The sequence below is a fragment of the Allobosea sp. 01N443 genome (assembly GCF_056399325.1).
Genome location: NZ_JBFTRC010000008.1, coordinates 29,590 through 46,917, shown reverse-complemented (window position 1 = coordinate 46,917; position 17,328 = coordinate 29,590). Strand labels below are relative to the sequence as shown.

General features: G+C 64.1%; 15 protein-coding genes. 7 read left to right on the top strand and 8 right to left on the bottom strand.

Annotated elements, in window-relative coordinates:
* Positions 1 to 51: 51 nt before the first annotated feature.
* The 3 genes from AC1DRP_RS04180 (at position 52) to xth (ending at position 4,605) form a co-directional block, all read left to right on the top strand.
* Entirely contained in the window at positions 52 to 2,625 is a 2,574-nt protein-coding gene (locus AC1DRP_RS04180) for an FtsK/SpoIIIE family DNA translocase (protein WP_476767859.1), read from the top strand.
* 178 nt (positions 2,626 to 2,803) lie between these two features.
* Positions 2,804 to 3,634: an outer-membrane lipoprotein carrier protein LolA gene (locus AC1DRP_RS04175; RefSeq protein WP_476767858.1), complete on the top strand. Its 831-nt coding sequence runs from the start codon at positions 2,804 to 2,806 to the stop codon at positions 3,632 to 3,634.
* A gap of 155 nt (positions 3,635 to 3,789) precedes the next feature.
* Positions 3,790 to 4,605, top strand: a complete 816-nt coding sequence (xth, locus tag AC1DRP_RS04170) for an exodeoxyribonuclease III (protein ID WP_441492052.1) — start codon at positions 3,790 to 3,792, stop codon at positions 4,603 to 4,605.
* 9 nt (positions 4,606 to 4,614) lie between these two features.
* Here xth and AC1DRP_RS04165 read toward each other — a convergent pair whose 3' ends face one another.
* Positions 4,615 to 5,079, bottom strand: a complete 465-nt coding sequence (locus AC1DRP_RS04165; protein WP_476767857.1) for a cyclic nucleotide-binding domain-containing protein — start codon at positions 5,077 to 5,079, stop codon at positions 4,615 to 4,617.
* Positions 5,080 to 5,085: 6 nt separating this feature from the next.
* A complete protein-coding gene (locus tag AC1DRP_RS04160; RefSeq protein ID WP_069882335.1) occupies positions 5,086 to 5,772 on the bottom strand; it encodes a response regulator transcription factor in 687 nt (228 codons plus the stop codon).
* Between AC1DRP_RS04160 and AC1DRP_RS04155 the strand changes: the two genes are divergently transcribed.
* The gene (locus AC1DRP_RS04155; protein WP_476767856.1) at positions 5,755 to 6,423 is read left to right on the top strand and encodes a L,D-transpeptidase family protein; all 669 of its coding nucleotides are present in this window, start codon (positions 5,755 to 5,757) and stop codon (positions 6,421 to 6,423) included. The genes AC1DRP_RS04160 and AC1DRP_RS04155 overlap by 18 nt on opposite strands.
* Positions 6,424 to 6,513: 90 nt before the next feature.
* Here AC1DRP_RS04155 and AC1DRP_RS04150 read toward each other — a convergent pair whose 3' ends face one another.
* Positions 6,514 to 7,179, bottom strand: coding sequence for a YggS family pyridoxal phosphate-dependent enzyme (locus AC1DRP_RS04150; protein ID WP_441492049.1), 666 nt, complete (start codon positions 7,177 to 7,179; stop codon positions 6,514 to 6,516).
* Positions 7,180 to 7,383: 204 nt separating this feature from the next.
* Between AC1DRP_RS04150 and leuS the strand changes: the two genes are divergently transcribed.
* From leuS to holA, 3 genes are read left to right on the top strand one after another with little or no spacing between them, the layout of a single operon-like run.
* Positions 7,384 to 10,008 carry a leucine--tRNA ligase gene (leuS, locus tag AC1DRP_RS04145; RefSeq protein WP_476767855.1) on the top strand — a complete coding sequence of 875 codons (2,625 nt, stop codon included), beginning with the start codon at positions 7,384 to 7,386 and terminating at the stop codon, positions 10,006 to 10,008.
* Positions 9,995 to 10,561, top strand: a complete 567-nt coding sequence (locus tag AC1DRP_RS04140; protein ID WP_476767854.1) for a hypothetical protein — start codon at positions 9,995 to 9,997, stop codon at positions 10,559 to 10,561. Before leuS ends, AC1DRP_RS04140 begins: the two co-directional genes overlap by 14 nt.
* 15 nt (positions 10,562 to 10,576) lie before the next feature.
* A complete protein-coding gene (gene holA / locus AC1DRP_RS04135) occupies positions 10,577 to 11,608 on the top strand; it encodes a DNA polymerase III subunit delta (RefSeq protein ID WP_476767853.1) in 1,032 nt (343 codons plus the stop codon).
* Positions 11,609 to 11,630: 22 nt separating this feature from the next.
* On the opposite strand, the gene AC1DRP_RS04130 is transcribed toward holA, so the two are convergent.
* The 5 genes from AC1DRP_RS04130 to mnmE all read right to left on the bottom strand — a co-directional run bounded on the left by AC1DRP_RS04130 (position 11,631) and on the right by mnmE (position 17,323).
* Complete coding sequence (locus tag AC1DRP_RS04130) at positions 11,631 to 12,509, bottom strand: ParB/RepB/Spo0J family partition protein (protein WP_476767852.1); 879 nt, start codon at positions 12,507 to 12,509, stop codon at positions 11,631 to 11,633.
* A 34-nt stretch (positions 12,510 to 12,543) separates the two neighbouring features.
* A complete protein-coding gene (locus AC1DRP_RS04125; protein ID WP_441505111.1) occupies positions 12,544 to 13,377 on the bottom strand; it encodes a ParA family protein in 834 nt (277 codons plus the stop codon).
* Entirely contained in the window at positions 13,374 to 14,021 is a 648-nt protein-coding gene (rsmG, locus tag AC1DRP_RS04120; protein WP_441492044.1) for a 16S rRNA (guanine(527)-N(7))-methyltransferase RsmG, read from the bottom strand. The genes AC1DRP_RS04125 and rsmG overlap by 4 nt, the downstream gene beginning before the upstream one ends.
* 3 nt (positions 14,022 to 14,024) lie before the next feature.
* Entirely contained in the window at positions 14,025 to 15,914 is a 1,890-nt protein-coding gene (gene mnmG, locus AC1DRP_RS04115) for a tRNA uridine-5-carboxymethylaminomethyl(34) synthesis enzyme MnmG (RefSeq protein ID WP_441505110.1), read from the bottom strand.
* A 92-nt stretch (positions 15,915 to 16,006) separates the two neighbouring features.
* Positions 16,007 to 17,323: a tRNA uridine-5-carboxymethylaminomethyl(34) synthesis GTPase MnmE gene (mnmE, locus tag AC1DRP_RS04110; protein ID WP_441492042.1), complete on the bottom strand. Its 1,317-nt coding sequence runs from the start codon at positions 17,321 to 17,323 to the stop codon at positions 16,007 to 16,009.
* Between the last annotated feature and the right edge of the window lie 5 nt (positions 17,324 to 17,328).

Genomic DNA, 17,328 nt, shown 5'->3' with positions numbered 1-17,328 from the left:
GGAGGCCGGTATGATGCGGCCTGTAGTCCTGTGGAAGGCGGCCCGGCCGGCATGCGAACAATCCGACGCTCCTCATCCCTGATCGATCGCCTGCCCGATCCCGCGCGGGAATTCCTGTCGCGACGGACGTCGGAGATGGTCGGGCTCGGGCTGCTGGCGCTGACAGCGGCCATCGCACTCGCGCTTGCGACCTGGGCCGCTGAAGACCCCAGCCTCAACAACGCCACCGGCGGCGCCGTCAACAACCTGCTCGGGCGCCCGGGTGCGATGATCGCCGATCTGACCATGCAGATGATCGGGCTCGGCGTCATCGCCATGCTCTTCCCGCCGCTGATCTGGGCGCTGCGCCTGATACGCTTCCACCTGTTCGATCGCGGCGCGCTCAAGCTCGGTCTCTGGGTTGTCGGTATCGTCGCGACGGCGGCCGTCGCGAGCGCCCTTCCGGCGACGCCGCGCTGGCCCTTGCCCACCGGGATGGGCGGCGTGATCGGCGACGGCCTGCTGTTTGGGACGCGCAATCTCGTCGGCATCGCAGGCAGCGCCCTCGGCGGCCTTGTCGCTTTTCTCTATGCCGGTATAGCAATTCTCGCCGTGACCGCCGCCGCGGGCTTCGGCTTCGTCACCGACGAAGATCCGGTCAATGACAGCGACGACGAAGACGAGTCCTGGGCCGAGACCGAGGAGCGTCGCGACGACGAGCCCGGTTTCGCCGTCATCCTTGTCGGCTGGCTTGCCCATGGCGCAATGGCGCTCAAGGGCGCGATCCTGCGTCGCCTGCCGCACCCGCCGGAACCGGCCGTCAGCGCCACTGGCTCCGCTGGCAACCAGCCCGTCAGCCGCGTACGCCGCGAACCGCAGTTCAACGAAGCTGCGGCCCGCGCTGCCCCTCCAGTCTTCGCCCCCGAGCCGTTGCCCAGCCCGCGTCCGGCCAGTCGCGTCGTCGACTTTCCCGATGGCGATATCGACGATGATCATGAACCGCAGGACCTGCGCGATCTCAATGCTCCGCGCGTCACCGCCCGGCCCGCTGCTCCCAAGCCTGGCAAGCGTCTGTCGCGCGAGGCCCAGCCGTCCCTGCTCGATCGCGATCATTTCGAGCTGCCGCCGCTGACCTATCTTGCCGAACCGAAGAAGGTCCCCTCGACAGCCATCTCGACGGATGCGCTGGAGCAGAATGCGACCCTGCTCGAGGGGGTGCTCGAGGACTTTGGCGTGCGCGGCGAGATCAGCCAGGTTCGCCCGGGCCCTGTCGTGACGCTCTACGAGCTCGAGCCGGCGCCGGGGACCAAGTCGTCGCGGGTGATCTCGCTGGCCGACGACATCGCGCGCTCGATGAGCGCGATCTCGGCACGTGTCGCCGTCGTCCAGGGCAAGAACGCGATCGGCATCGAACTGCCCAATGCCAAGCGCGAGACCGTCTTCCTGCGCGAGCTGCTCGCCAGCCAGGATTTCGAATCGACCAAGCACAAGCTGGCGCTCTGCCTCGGCAAGACCATCGGCGGCGAGCCGGTGATCGCCGATCTTGCCCGCATGCCGCATCTGCTCGTCGCCGGCACCACCGGCTCGGGCAAGTCGGTCGCGATCAACACCATGATCCTGTCGATCCTCTACCGGCTSAMSCCCGMRCAGTGCCGGCTGATCATGGTCGAYCCCAAGATGCTCGAGCTCTCCGTCTATGACGGCATCCCGCATCTGCTCACCCCCGTCGTCACCGACCCGAAGAAGGCGGTGGTCGCGCTGAAATGGGCGGTGCGCGAGATGGAGGAGCGCTACAAGAAGATGTCGARGCTCGGYGTGCGCAACATCGACGGCTTCAATGTCCGGGTCGGCGAGGCGCTGGCTGCCGGCGAGATCATCACRCGCACCGTGCAGACCGGCTTCGACAAGCATTCCGGCGAGGCGATCTACGAAGAAGAGGTGATGGATCTGGGGCCCCTGCCCTATATCGTCGTCATCGTCGACGAGATGGCCGACCTGATGATGGTCGCCGGCAAGGARATCGAGGGCACGATCCAGCGCCTGGCGCAGATGGCGCGCGCCGCCGGCATCCATGTCGTGCTGGCGACCCAGCGGCCCTCGGTCGACGTCATCACCGGCACGATCAARGCCAATTTCCCGACCCGCATCTCGTTCCAGGTCACCTCGAAGATCGACAGCCGCACCATTCTCGGCGAGATGGGCGCCGAGCAGCTGCTCGGCCAGGGCGACATGCTCTACATGGCCGGYGGCGGCCGCATCACCCGCGTGCACGGGCCGTTCGTCTCGGATGCCGAGGTCGAGAAGGTCGTGGCGCATCTGAAGACGCAAGGCCGGCCGGACTATCTCGACGCGGTCACCGCCGAGGAGGAGGCCGGCAGCGATGACGAGGATGGCGGCGCCGTCTTCGACAAGAGCGGCATGGGCCAGGCCGAGAGCGAGGATCCCTACGACCAGGCGGTCGCGGTCGTGCTGCGCGACAAGAAGGCCTCGACCTCGTATATCCAGCGCCGCCTGCAGATCGGCTACAACCGCGCCGCCTCGATCATGGAGCGCATGGAGAACGAGGGCATCGTCGGCCCCGCCAACCACGCCGGCAAGCGAGAGATCCTCGTCGAGGCCAGCCGCGCCAGGGAAGACGAGGATTGAGCGGACGGCAGAGAGACGGCAGGTCCTCAAATTGCCACGCTGAAGTGCAACTCATACGGTGGTTGATGCGTTTACCTGAGGCGGCGGGCCATTTCGCCCGCCTCCAGTCATTGCCCGCATCAGGCAATGACGCGAACATCCAGGCCGATATGGCCCCAGCATCGGAGCAGCTTTGCTCATGACACGCGTTTCGCCAATGCAGGCTTCGCTCGGCGCCTTTGTCGCGCTTGGGCTCGCCATTGCGTCTGGCCCGCTCGCGGCCCAGCCGCTTGATCTTCAGGCCAAACCCGCAGCGCCGGCCGCAAAGCCGGCAGCTCCCCGCGCGATCCCGCTGCCGCCCATGCGACCGCCGGGGCTTGGCCTGCCGCGGACCGCGGAGGCAACCTCCGCTCCGGTCATCACCACGGTCGCCGCCGAACAGCCCCGTCCGGCTGCCGTCCCGGTCAAGTCGACCACCAGCAAGCATTCAGCCCCGCTCACACAGCAGGAAGCTGTCGAGCGTCTCAATGCCTATTTCAATGGCTTTGCGACGTTGCAGGGAGACTTCATCCAGTTCACCTCTGACGGCCGCCGCTTCGAAGGCAAGCTCTATATCCAGCGCCCAGGCAAGATGCGCTTCGAGTATCGGCCGCCCGTGACCATGGAAGTCATCGCCGACGGCACCTCGGTGGCGATCCGCGACAAGAAGCTCGCGACCCAAGATCTCTACTCGATCGGCCAGACGCCACTGAAGTTCCTGGTCAAGGAGCGCATGGACCTTGCCCGAGATTCGACCATCACCAAGGTCAGCACCAAGGGCGACATCCTGTCGGTCAGCGTCGAGGATCGTTCGACCCTTGGCGGTACGTCGAAGATCACCCTGAACTATGACATGGCGGCCAACGAGCTCAGGCAGTGGGTGGTCATCGATCCCCAGGGCTACGAGACATCGGTCTCGCTCTACAACCTCGATACGCAGCGGCGTCCCGATCCGAAGAATTTCGTGATCAACTACGAGCGCATGCTCTGAGCACGCGCTGAAGGGGCGGCCCTCCAAGCGATATCGAGCGCCGGGCTTGCTTGCGAGACGAGGCGGCGGCCGCAACGCCGTCAGGCTTCGGAACAGCTTGCTTTTTCCGCTGCCAAGACCCAGTTTCCGGCTCCCTTTCGATCCGGAAACACTGCGTGAATCTGACCGTTACGAGCTGGAACATCAATTCGGTGCGCCTGCGCATCGGCATGGTGACGGAATTCCTGACCACCACCGCGCCGGACGTACTGTGCCTGCAGGAGACCAAGACTCCTGACGAGCAGTTTCCCGCCAAGGCCTTCGAGAAGATCGGCTATGTCCATCAGGCCTTCATCGGCCAGAAGGGCTATAATGGCGTCGCGATCGTCTCACGCCTGCCCTTCAGCGAGAAGGACGCCATGGCGATGTGCGGACGCAATGATGCCCGCCATATGACGGTCGTACTCGACAAGGGAGCTGGCGCTGCCGCGGGCGTCGCCATCCATAATTTCTACATTCCGGCCGGAGGCGACATCCCGGATCCGAACCTGAACGACAAGTTCGCCCACAAGCTCGCCTTTCTCGACGAACTCGGCGCCTGGGGAATCGCCAAACGACCAACCGACCGGCCAAGCATCCTGCTCGGCGACCTCAATATCGCGCCCTATGAGCACGATGTCTGGAGCCATAAGCAGCTTCTCGACGTGGTCAGCCATACACCCATCGAAACCACGACGCTCGAGACGCTGCGCACCGAGCTTGGCTGGAGCGATGCCGCGCGCACGCTGCGGCCCGAACCCGAGAAGCTCTATAGCTGGTGGAGCTACCGTGCCGCCGACTGGGCTGCCTCGAACAAGGGTCGCCGGCTCGACCATATCTGGCTCTCTGACGGATTGAAGCCGACCCTGCGCGACGTCACCTTCCTGCGTGAAGCACGCGGTTGGGAGCGGCCCTCGGACCACGTTCCCGTCACGGTGACATTGGAGCTCTGATCGAGCGCTCTAGCTTCGATCGATCGCTATCAGCGCATCGCGAACCTGCGACAATTCGCCCATGAAGCCTTGCAGCCTCTCTCCGATCGCAGCCGCGATCGCCTGAGCCGATTGCGGGGATTCGCCGAGCACCCGGYGCATCACGCTGCGCGAGAGCTTCATCAGTTGCGTGGGCTCGCGCGCAACGGCCGTCACCGGCCGTTTGATCGAGGCGAACAGCGCCAGCTCCCCGATCAACCCGCCTGGACCCACCACCTCGTCGGCGGGTTGGCCGTCATCCCGGCTCATGAGCGCAATCGCACCCGAGACGACGAGATAGGCCCCATCCGAACCGTCGTTGCGGCGGAAGAGCACATCACCGGCGCGCAGGATGCGGTTCTCGGCGGCAAAGGCCACGAGCCGCAAGGCGTCATGGTCCATGAGACCCAGCAGCGGCTGTTTGGCCAGGAATGCGATGTCGTCGTTAAGCGCCATGAAATCTCAAGGATTCAGGCGATAGCCGCCCGCATCCGTCACCAATAGTCGCGCATTGGCCGGATCGGGCTCGATCTTCTGGCGCAGACGATAGATATGGGTCTCCAGCGTGTGGGTGGTGACCTGTGAATTATAGCCCCAGACCTCCTGAAGCAGGATCTCGCGGGCAATCGGCTTGCGGCCGGCACGATAGAGAAAGCGCAGGATCGCGGTCTCTTTCTCCGTGAGCTTGGTCTTCGACCCCTTCTCGCTGACAAGCAGCTTCGATCCTGGGTGAAAGGTATAGGGGCCGACCTGGAAGACGGCATCCTCGCTCGCTTCGTACTGCCGCAAATGGGCGCGGATACGCGCCAGCAGCACCGCGAACTTGAACGGCTTCACCACATAATCATTGGCGCCGGCTTCCAGTCCGAGCACGGTATCGGCGTCCGAGCCCTGCCCGGTCAGCATGATCACCGGGCTCTTGAAGCCGTTGCGGCGCATCACCTTCACCGCCTCGCGACCATCCATGTCGGGAAGCCCGACATCCATGACGGCGAGATCGACCCGTTCCGCCTGAACGGCCTTCACGCCGGCGGATGCCGTCGCAGCCGTCGAGATCCGGAACTCGTCATAAAGCGCGAGCTGCTCCGCGAGCGCGTCACGCAACGTCTGGTCGTCGTCGACCAGAAGAATATGATGGACGGCGGGCATGGCAATCATTTGAACGGTTTGCGATTCCGGCACCATGAGCCCGCTGAATCGCGACTGCAAGTCAGGTGGGGTGGAATATCCGTGAGAAAATGTGATCAGGCCGACGGTGCCGGTCCAGGTGAGGTGCGGCGAGGCCTTACCCGGTTGCGGGTCGTCCGCTCCGTGCATGATCGCCGCAAGGGATTTCTGATCGCCGGCGGCGCCTGTTTTCCCTGTGCACTTGGCCGCTCCGGCATCATTGTCGCCAAGCGGGAAGGCGATGGCGGCACTCCCCGCGCCACATTGCCGCTGCGGCGCATCTTCTATCGCGCCGACCGCTTGCCCCGCCCCCAGACCAGCTTGCCGTTGCGCAGGATCGCACCTCGCGATGCCTGGTGCGACGATAGGAGCGACCGGCGCTACAATCGACTGATCGACCGCCCGCCCGGCGAAGCCGAGGAGCGTCTTACACGCGAGGACCATCTCTACGACGTCATCGTCGAAATGGGCTGGAACGACGCCCCGGTGATTCGCGGCCGCGGAAGTGCGATTTTCTGGCACCTGGCCCGGCCTGGCTTCACTCCGACGGCGGGTTGCGTCGCTGTCGAGCGGCATGTTTTTGAGAAGCTGCTGCCGCGCCTCGCCCGGCGCTGCGTCATGGAAATCCGGTAGGATCCGCATTCAGCGCGATCAGTAGGCCTTGGGGTCGACTCGGCACTACCGCCGGGTCGACCCGCTGCCGGCGTGCAAACAGGGAGCTCCCTACGCCCTGGCCCCAAAGATCGCGCTACCGACACGAACATGGGTAGCACCGAGCTGGATCGCGGCCTCGTAGTCGGCGCTCATTCCCATCGAGAGTCCGCCAATCCCGTTGCGCAGAGCGATCTTGGCCAGCAGCGCGAAATGCGGCGAGGGCGGCTCCTCGGCTGGCGGAATGCACATCAACCCCTCGATCACTAAACCGTGATGCGTGCGGCAGAGCGCGATGAACGCGTCGGCCTCGCCCGGATTGATGCCTCCCTTCTGCGGTTCCTCGCCGGTATTCACCTGCACGAAGAGTTTCGGTGCCCGGCCGGCCCTCGCGATCTCGCGGGCAAGTTCCTTCGCCAGGCCCTCCCGGTCGAGCGTATGGATCGCATCGAACAGGGCGACCGCGTCCCGTGCCTTGTTCGACTGCAGCGGGCCGATCATGTGCAGTTCGACATCGGGAAAGCGCTCGCGCAGGCCCGGCCATTTCGCCTTGGCCTCCTGGACGTAGTTCTCGCCGAAGACGCGCTGTCCTGCTTCMAGGGCAGGAAGGATCGCCTCCTCCGGCATGGTCTTCGAAACGGCGATCAGCGTCACATCTGCTGGGCGGCGCTCGAAATCACGCGCGGCGCGTGCAATCGCCGCTTGCGTGGCGGCCAGCCGCGTAACCGTATCGTTCATCGTGAAACCCTTCCATCTCGCGCGCGACGTTGACCGCGTGCGTGCAATGGTGTCCTAGAACATGATGTGGAAAAGCCGGAACCGGTTTTCCGCCCGAATCCCGCTCTAACTGCGGAAACGGCCTTCTGTTTCCTCTGAAAGCGCCCAGCGATTTCCTAGGGAGCGGCCGGCAGGCTCCGCTTATCCAAGAATTGCCCGCGCATCATGGCCGTCGAACGTTACAATCCCAAGGAATCCGAGCCGAAATGGCGTCAGGTCTGGAATGAGCGCAAGCTCTTCGAGACACGCAATGACGATACGCGCCCGAGCTACTACGTGCTCGAGATGTTCCCCTATCCGTCGGGGCGCATCCATATGGGCCATGTTCGCAACTATGCGATGGGCGACGTCGTTGCGCGCTACAAGCGGGCCAAGGGCTTTTCCGTTCTCCACCCGATGGGCTGGGATGCGTTCGGCCTGCCGGCCGAGAACGCTGCCAAGGCCAACAAGATCCATCCGCGCGAATGGACCTACGCCAACATCGCGACGATGCGCACGCAGCTCCAGTCGATGGGGCTGTCGCTGGATTGGAGCCGCGAACTCGCTACCTGCGACCCGAGCTATTATCGCCACCAGCAGAAGATGTTCCTGGACTTCCTCAAGTCCGGGCTGGTCGATCGCAAGACCGCCAAGGTCAACTGGGATCCAGTCGACGAGACCGTGCTCGCCAATGAGCAGGTCATCGACGGCCGTGGCTGGCGCTCCGGCGCTCTCGTCGAGATTCGCGAGCTGACCMAGTGGTTCTTCAAGATCACCGATTACGGTCAGGAGCTGCATGACGCCCTGGAAGGGCTGACGCGCTGGCCGGAGAAGGTGCGGCTGATGCAGAAGAACTGGATCGGCCGCTCGGAAGGGCTGCTGATTCGWTTCGCACTCGAATCGAATGCCTTCGGCCAATCCGACTTGGAGATCTATACGACACGCCCGGACACGCTGTTCGGCGCGAAGTTCATGGCGATCGCGCCCGATCACCCGCTCGCCAAGGCCGCCGCAGCCAGGAACCCGGAACTGCAGGCCTTCATCGAGGAGTGCAAGCGCACCGGCACGGCGCAGGAAGCGATCGACAAGGCCGAGAAGCTCGGCTTCGATACCGGCCTGCGCGCGGTCCATCCCTTTGATCCATCATGGACTTTGCCGGTCTATGTCGCGAACTTCATCCTCATGGAATACGGCACCGGTGCCATTTTCGGCTGCCCGGCCCATGACCAGCGCGACCTCGACTTCGTCAACAAATACGGGCTCGGCAACACCCCGGTCGTCTGCCCCGAGGGTGTCGACCCCGAAAGCTTCGTCATCACGGACACGGCCTATGTCGAGGATGGCCGCATGATCAATTCGCGTTTCCTGGATGGCATGACCATTCCGGAAGCGAAAGAAGAGGTGGCCCGCCGGCTGGAGAGCGAGACACGCGGCAATCAGCCCGTTGGCACGCGCAAGGTGAATTTCCGTCTGCGCGATTGGGGCATCTCGCGCCAGCGCTACTGGGGCTGCCCGATCCCGATCATCCACTGTGCCGATTGCGGTACCGTGCCGGTCCCGGATGCCGACCTGCCGGTCAAGCTGCCGGATGACGTCTCCTTCGAGAAGCCCGGCAACCCGCTCGACCATCATCCGAGCTGGAAGCATGTCGCCTGCCCCAATTGCGGCAAGCCGGCCCGTCGTGAAACCGACACGATGGATACCTTCGTCGATTCCTCGTGGTATTTTGCCCGTTTCACCGATCCCTGGCGCACCGAGAGCCCGACCGATCGCAAGGTCGTCGACCGCTTCCTTCCCGTTGACCAGTATATCGGCGGCGTCGAGCATGCGATCCTGCACCTGCTCTATTCGCGCTTCTTCACCCGCGCGATGAAGGCAACCGGCCATGCCGGGTTGGACGAGCCTTTTGCTGGCCTCTTCACCCAGGGCATGGTGGTCCATGAGACCTACCGAGCCGAGGATGGAACCTGGGTCGAGCCCGGCGATGTCCGTATCGAGGCCAATGGCAGCGAGCGTCGTGGCTTCCATGTCGAGACCGGGGCGCCAATCGAGATCGGCTCCATCGAGAAGATGTCGAAGTCGAAGAAGAATGTGGTCGACCCCGACGACATCATCGCCTCCTACGGCGCCGACACCGCCCGCTGGTTCATGCTTTCGGACTCGCCACCGGATCGCGATGTGATCTGGACGGACGAAGGCGTTCAGGGCGCAGCCCGCTTCGTGCAGCGCCTATGGCGGCTGATCGGCGAGATCGCCGAGCGGACCGGCAATTCAGCGGGTGCTGCCGCGGAATTCGGTGAGGCGGCCCTCACCTTGCGCAAGGCCAGCCATCGTGCCCTGCACGCCGTCGGCGCCGATATCGAGCGCCTCGGCTTCAACCGGTGCGTCGCTCATATCTACACGCTGACAAACGCCATCGCGAAGGCGCTCGACGGAGCTGCCGAGGATCCCGCGCTTGCCAGCGATATGGCGTTTGCGCTGCACGAGGCGGCCGCCATCGTCACGCAGCTTGTCGCGCCGATGATGCCGCATCTTGCCGAGGAGTGCTGGCACGCGCTCGGCCAACCCGGCCTCGTTGGCGAAGCCTCCTGGCCGGTGGCTGACGCCGAACTGCTCCGTGACGACAGCGTCACGCTGCCGGTCCAGATCAACGGCAAGAAGCGCGCAGAGGTGACCGTGCCGGCCGATGCGGATACGGTCTCCGTCGAAGCCATCGTTCGGTCATCCCAGGCCGTCATCAAAGCCCTGGACGATCGCCCGATCCGGAAGATCATCGTGGTGCCGGGGAGAATTGTGAATGTCGTCGTCTGATTCGCACCGCTGCCGACCTGGTCGCGGTGTGCCTACCCGCCGCCTCATGCTGGCCGCCGCACTCGGCGCCGCCGCGCTTGCTGGTGGGTGCCTGCGCCCGCTCTATGCCGAGAATACCACCAGCACCGTCGGCGGCAGCGTCAAGGCGGCGCTCAGGAATATCGAGGTCCCCGAGATCAAGGGCCTGGTCGGGCATTACCTGCGGAACGAACTCGTCTTCGAACTCGACGGCGGCGGAGCCGGAGAGGCCACTGGTCCGAAGCGCCTGAAGCTCCAGGCCTCGATCCGGGAATCGATCGAAGTCGTCACCGTCGACTACGTCAGTGGCCGCGCCGACTCCGCCGTTCTCGTCGCGACAGCCACCTGGTCGCTCGTCCGGGAAGGTACAGGAGAGGTCGTATCCTCCGGCACGACCATAACGCGCGCGCCCTATGAAYGCTCCCAGCAGCGTTTTTCCACGGTCCGCGCAGCACGAGATGCCCAGATTCGAGCCGGCAAGTCGCTGGCAACCCTGATCCAAGGGCAGATCGCCGCCGATCTCGTCGGCGGCTGAGCCGGACGACAGGCAATGGTCGCCATCAAGGCGCATGAGGCCGACCGGGCCCTGACCAAGCTGGACCCGGCCTGGCGCCTCATCCTGATCTATGGACCCGATTCCGGCCTTGTCTCCGAGCGGGCGACAGCGCTCGCACGCGCCAGCGTCGACGATATCAACGATGCCTTCCAGCTCATTCGCATGGATGGCGATGATGTCGCTGCCGATCCCCTCAAGCTGGTAGACGAAGCCAATACGATCGGCCTGTTCGGCGGCCGGCGTGCCATTCGCGTGTCACCGACATCGAAGCTGCTGCTCGCGGCGGTCGAGCCGCTGCTGTCAACGCCATCGCAGGACGCGATCGTCATCGTCGAAGCGGGTGATCTCCAACGCACCAATCCCCTGCGCCAGGCCTGTGAGAAGGCACGAACGGCCCTCGCCGTGCCCTGCTACGGCGATGCGGCGCGCGATCTTGGTAGTATCATCGATGAAATGGTCCGGGCTGCCGGCAAATCGATCGACCGCACCACGCGCGAACAGCTGTCCGGGCTATTGGGCGGCGATCGCCAGACATCGCGCCGCGAGATCGAAAAGCTTCTGCTCTATGTTGGCGCAGATCCAGCCGTCACCGAAGCGCATATCGAGGCGGTCGTCGGCGATACGGCACAACGCGAGCAGGCTGCRCTCGTCGATGCGGTCTTCGCCGGCCGTCTGGCCGTGCTCGATCTGGCGCTCGCGAAGCTGTCGAGCGAAGGCCTCGATTCCGGGGTGATGCTTGGCGGCTTGCTACGCCACGCCCTGACGCTGCTGAAAGCCCGTCAGAGCGTCGATGGCGGCCGCAGCGCCCGGGACGCGGTCTCCAGCATGCGGCTGCCCTTTCCCCGCATGGCGGCCGCTGAAGCGGCGTTGAACGTATGGTCCGTGCAGAAGCTCGCCGAAGCGGTCGGCATTCTGGGAACCGCAACTCTTGCGGTCAGGCGCGATGGCGAACTCGCCCGTCCAACCGCTGCACGCACCCTTTGGACCCTCGCCCGGCTGGCACAGAGCGGCGGGCGCGGTTCCTAGCGAGTAAGCGCAAGGGGCCTGATCAGGCTTTCAGGCGCCGACACAGGGCATCGAGCTGATCGAGCGTCTTGTAGCCGATCTTCATGTCGCCTCCGCCGCTCGGACGGTGCTGGATCGACACTGATAGCCCGAGAACCTCCTCGAGCGCCTTTTCCAACGCGCGGGTGTCCGGATCCTTGTCGAGTTTCGGCTTGCCAGGGGAGCTCCTGCTCTCACCCCGCGCCTCTTCCTGCACCAACCGTTCGATGTCGCGGACGCTGAGGCCCTCATCGACGATCTTGCGCGCCATCAGCTCAGGATCCGCGACCGAGAGCAGCGCGCGCGCGTGGCCCGCCGAAACGGCGCCCTCAGCCACCATCCGCCGGACAGGCTCCGGCAGTTTTGAAAGGCGCAGCGTATTCGCGACATGGCTTCGGCTCTTGCCGATGACGCGGGYCAGATCGTTCTGGGTATAGCTGAATTCGGCAATCAGGCGCTCGTACCCGGCGGCCTCTTCGATCGCGTTCAGGTCGCTGCGCTGGACGTTCTCGACGATGGCGATTTCCAGCGCCTCGCGGTCGTCAGCCTCGACCTGGATGACGGGAACCTCATGCAGGCCGGCGCGCTGCGCGGCACGCCAACGCCGTTCGCCGGCGATGATCTCATAGGCGTCGGCCATGCCCTTGAGCGGGCGCACGATGATCGGCTGCAGGATCCCGCGCTCGCGCACGGAAGCCGTCAGATCCTCGAGCTCGTCATCCGCGAAACTGCGCCGCGGATTCCGCGCGCTCGGCCGCAGGAACTCGACTGGAACCCGACGCTGGCCTCTGGCACGCTCGAGCGCTCCGATCTCGTCGCCGACATCTCCAATCAGAGCGGCGAGACCCCGGCCAAGACGTGAACGTCCCTGTTCCTCGGCCATAATTCAACCTCTTGATACTAAATACGAAATGAGTTCAGGCAGCGGCGCGCAGCGCACGCTCCCGCCTGATGACTTCGGATGCCAGCCGCAAATAGGCCTGCGAGCCGGCACAGCGGAGATCGTAGAGCAGGGCGGGCTTGCCGTAGGACGGGGCTTCCGAAACCCGGACATTGCGCGGGATCACGGTCTCATAGACCTTGTCGCCCAAAAACTCGCGAACGTCGGCCATGACCTGACCGGAGAGATTGTTGCGCGGGTCGAACATGGTCAGGACCACGCCCTGAATGATCAGGCGCGGATTGAGCCCATTGCGAACCTGCTCGACCGTCTTGAGCAGCTGGCTGAGGCCCTCCAGCGCGAAGAACTCGCATTGCAGCGGCACAAGCACGGCGTCGGCTGCCGTCATCGCATTGATGGTGATCAGGCTGAGCGAAGGCGGGCAGTCGATCAGAATATAGGTCAGGTCCGCACAGCGCTGATCGTCGGAAATTTCGTCGATCGCCTTCTTGAGGCGCTGGGTGCGATCCTTGGCACTGGCGATCTCGAGCTCGACACCAAGCAGATCGAGCGTCGACGGCGCGATGAACAAACCAGGTACAGCGGTTTCCTGCAGCGCCTGACCAAGGCCGATATCGCCGCAGAGCACATCATAGGTCGAGGATTGCCGGCTCTTCCGGTCAACGCCGAGCCCGGTCGAGGCATTCCCCTGCGGATCGAGATCGACGATCATCACCTTCTCACCGATCGCGGCGAGCGCCGTGCCGAGATTGATGGCCGTCGTCGTCTTGCCGACGCCGCCCTTCTGATTGGCGAGCACCAGCACACGTGGCCGGCGGGGGGGAAGGGTAATGGGAGTCAGATCGGTCATGTATCAGCCCGCTGCTCGGCCTCGCGAATCAACAGAATGCGAGCTGCCGGATCTGTCACGGAGACAACTGTCGAGGCCTGAATCTTCCAATATTTAGACGCTTCGGTCAATTCAGCATCTAGATATTGTCCCTTGGGAAAGAGCCCAAGTGTCCCGGTTCTCAACAACTCCTTGCACCATCCTAGCAGAATCGGGAGCGGTGCGAGCGCCCGGGCCGTCACGACGTCGACTTTTTCTGTGAACTCCCCAACGATATCCTCGATCCGCGAGGCATGAACCGTCACAGGCGCACCGGTCACCCGGGCCGCGTGGCGCAAAAAGGCGCATTTGCGCGCATTGCTCTCGACCAGATGGATTCGGCCTTGCCCCTGTTCGGCAAGACAGATCCCGATCACAAGTCCGGGAAATCCACCGCCTGAGCCGAGATCGAGCCAGGTTCTGGCGTCAGGCGCCAATGCGAAGAGCTGGAGCGAATCAGCGACGTGCCGCGTCCAGACATCCGAAAGCGTCGTCGAAGAGACCAGGTTCTTCGCATTTTGCCACTTGACCAGCTCTGCGACCAGCAGCGCGAGCCGCTCCTGTGTTTCACGTGAAACAGGAGTCAAGCGCAGAGCGCGGGCGCGGTCATCATTGTCAACAGCCACGACTCAGGCCGCCGTTTGCGTCGCGCGCTTGCGATCCCGCCGCGCATGGGCCGCCAGTAAGGTCAGTGCAGCAGGAGTCATGCCTTCGATCCGTGATGCTTGCGCGAGATTGGCCGGGCGCTGCTGCGACAGCTTCGCTCTCAATTCATTCGAGAGCCCGGAAATACCATCAAGGTCGAGATCGGCCGGGACCTCCAGAGCTTGGTCACGCTGATAGGCCCCGATCTCGGCAGCCTGTCGGTCGAGATAGACAGCATAAGTCGCATCCGCAGTAACGCGCGACGCAACGGAGGCCGGGTGGGCGTTGAGCTCCGGCCAAATCGCTGCCAGCTGCTCGAAGCTGATGTCTGGATAAGAGAGGAGTTGATAAGCGCTCCGACGCACGCCATCGCGGTTCAATTGCAGGCCGACCTGGTCGGCCTGTTGCGGTGTCAGCCGGAGGTTCTTCAATTGCACCCGCAAACCGTCGATTTGCGCGGCCTTGGCCTGAAACCGGCGTTCACGCTCGCCTCCGACCAAGCCGAGCTCGATACCCAACGGGGTCAGCCGCTCGTCGGCGTTATCGACACGCAATGACAGCCGGAACTCTGCACGCGACGTGAACATCCGATATGGCTCTGTCACCCCACGCGTCACGAGGTCATCAACCAGTACGCCGATATAGGAGGTCGTCCGATCCATCGCGATCGGCTCTGCACCACCGGCACGCCGCGCCGCATTGAGGCCCGCAAAGAGCCCCTGGGCAGCCGCCTCCTCATAACCGGTCGTTCCGTTGATCTGGCCCGCGAGAAACAGACCGGCGATCGCGCGCGTTTCGAGCGAGTTCTTCAAGGCGCGCGGATCGACGAAATCATACTCGATCGCATAGCCAGGACGCAGCATGGCTGCATCTTCAAGCCCAGGAATCGTCTTCAGCAAGCCGAGCTGCACATCTTCCGGCAAGGAGGTCGAGATACCGTTGGGATAGACGGTGGGATCATCGAGCCCCTCCGGCTCCAGAAAGATCTGGTGGCCGTCGCGATCCCCGAACCGGCCGACCTTATCCTCGATCGATGGGCAGTAGCGTGGTCCTCGGCCCTCGATCTGGCCCGAAAACATCGGCGCCCGATGGAGGTTGGCGCGGATCAGTTCGTGCGAAGCCAGCGTGGTGCGGGTAATGCCGCAGGAAATCTGAGGCGTCGTGATCGCATCGGTCAGCGCGGAGAACGGCTCCGGCGGCTCGTCGCCGGCTTGCATCTCCAGCGTGGACCAGGCGATCGTGCGCCCATCCAGCCGTGGTGGCGTACCCGTCTTGAGGCGACCAAGCGGAAGCGCGTGACGCTCCAGCGTGGCCGATAGACCAAGCGACGGGGCTTCCCCAACGCGTCCTGCCGGAATTGTCTTCTCGCCGATATGGATCAATCCACGCAGAAAGGTACCAGTCGTCAGGACAACCGTTCCGCAAGCGAATCGACGCCCGTCGGACAGAATGACGCCTTGAACCGCGCCATTCACTATATCGAGGTCAAAGGCCTCACCGACCACGATCTCGAGATGCTCAAGCTCGGCGAGCAAATCCTGAACCGCACTCCGATAGAGTTTCCGGTCTGCCTGCGCGCGCGGGCCGCGAACGGCCGGGCCCTTGCGGCGGTTCAGCATCCGGAACTGGATGCCAGCACGGTCAGCTGCGCGGGCCATGATACCGTCGAGCGCATCGATCTCACGCACCAGATGGCCCTTGCCCAATCCGCCGATCGCAGGATTGCAGGACATCACACCAATCGTCTCGCGCTGATGGGTCAACAGCGCCGTGCGCGCGCCAAGACGCGCAGCAGCGGCCGCCGCCTCGGCGCCGGCATGGCCGCCACCTACGACGATGACGTCATAGCGATCTGTGGCAATGGAATGGGACATGCGCATGTCGCTAGCCAACCCCGTGCCGAGGGTCAAGATTCTTGTGATCTCTCAGCTGAAGGTTTCACGTGAAACGCCGCGCAGCGGGTTCTCTACTTTCCGATGCAGAAGCCTGCAAACAGCCGGTCCAGCACATCCTCGACGTCGATCCGCCCCACGAGCCGTTCGAGCGCGCGCACGGCGATCCTGATGTCTTCAGCCAGCAGCTCGACCTGTCCGTGCCCGGAACCCGCTGCCCGCTGCAGAGCCGCCACCGCGTCCGTAACCGCTACGCGCTGTCGCTCGCGGGTCAGCAATGCGGGCTCTGGATTGGTCAGCGCACCGAGCCGCTCCGAAACGCTCCTCAACAGCGTATCGAGTCCGACACCGCTTTGCACGGAGACCGCCAGTTCACCGGCGCCAACTTGCCCGGGCAAGTCGCACTTGGTGGCAACCATCAGATCCTGCGGTTCAACGGACGCTCGGTTCGGAGACGAATCGACTGCACGAAGTCTCAGCACCAGATCCGCCTTCTCGGCCAGAGCCGTCGCCCGGCGGACACCCTCTGCCTCGATCGGATCGACACTCTCGCGCAAACCCGCCGTATCGATCAACGTCACCGGGAAACCGGCGAGATCAAGCCGGACCTCAATCATGTCGCGGGTCGTACCAGGTTGCGGCGAGACGATCGCCACGTCGCGGCGGGCGAGGGCGTTCAGCAGACTCGACTTTCCCGCATTGGGCGGTCCCGCCAGCACGACGACAAATCCCTCACGAACGCGCTCGCCCATCCGAAACGATCCAAGGGCATCGCGCAGGCTCGTCAGCACGTCCGTGACGGACACAATGGCGTTCTCCACAAGCGCTCCGGAAACATCGCCTTCATCCGAGAAATCGATCTCGGCCTCCAACAGCGACATGGCGCCGATCAACTGATCTCGCCACAGCCCGGCCGCATGACCAAGCGCTCCCTCCATCTGCCGGAGCGCCTGTCGACGCTGCCATTCCGTCTCCGAATCGATCAGGTCAGCCAGGCCCTCGACCGCTGCAAGATCCAGCTTTCCCGCCTCAAAGGCCCGCCGGGTGAATTCGCCGGCCTCCGCCAATCGAAGCCCTGGTAGCCCGGTCAATGCCGAGAGCAGGGCCGCCATCACCGCACGCGAACCATGGACATGGAACTCGGCGACATCCTCGCCGGTGAAGCTCGCTGGTCCCGGGAAGAACAGGACCAGAGCCGAATCGATCACCTCGTGGGAGACGGGGTGGCGCAGGTGTCGAAGCACCGCATGCCGCGGGTTGGGGATAACGCCCGAAATTGTTTCGAGGACGAATCGAACTTGCGGCCCGGACACCCGCAGGACAGCCACCCCGGCGCGGCCATTGGCCGACGATAGCGCCACAATCGTTGGGTAATCCTGTCCGGTCGTCATAGGCA

Excerpts from the sequence above, each read along its gene's own strand:
- AC1DRP_RS04175 (WP_476767858.1), top strand. The coding sequence starts at position 2,804 with ATGACACGCGTTTCGCCAATGCAGGCTTCGCTCGGCGCCTTTGTCGCG.
- AC1DRP_RS04125 (WP_441505111.1), bottom strand. The coding sequence starts at position 13,377 with ATGACCGATCTGACTCCCATTACCCTTCCCCCCCGCCGGCCACGTGTG.
- AC1DRP_RS04155 (WP_476767856.1), top strand. The coding sequence starts at position 5,755 with ATGATGGACGGCGGGCATGGCAATCATTTGAACGGTTTGCGATTCCGG.
- AC1DRP_RS04160 (WP_069882335.1), bottom strand. The coding sequence starts at position 5,772 with ATGCCCGCCGTCCATCATATTCTTCTGGTCGACGACGACCAGACGTTG.
- mnmE (WP_441492042.1), bottom strand. The coding sequence starts at position 17,323 with ATGACGACCGGACAGGATTACCCAACGATTGTGGCGCTATCGTCGGCC.
- mnmG (WP_441505110.1), bottom strand. The coding sequence starts at position 15,914 with ATGTCCCATTCCATTGCCACAGATCGCTATGACGTCATCGTCGTAGGT.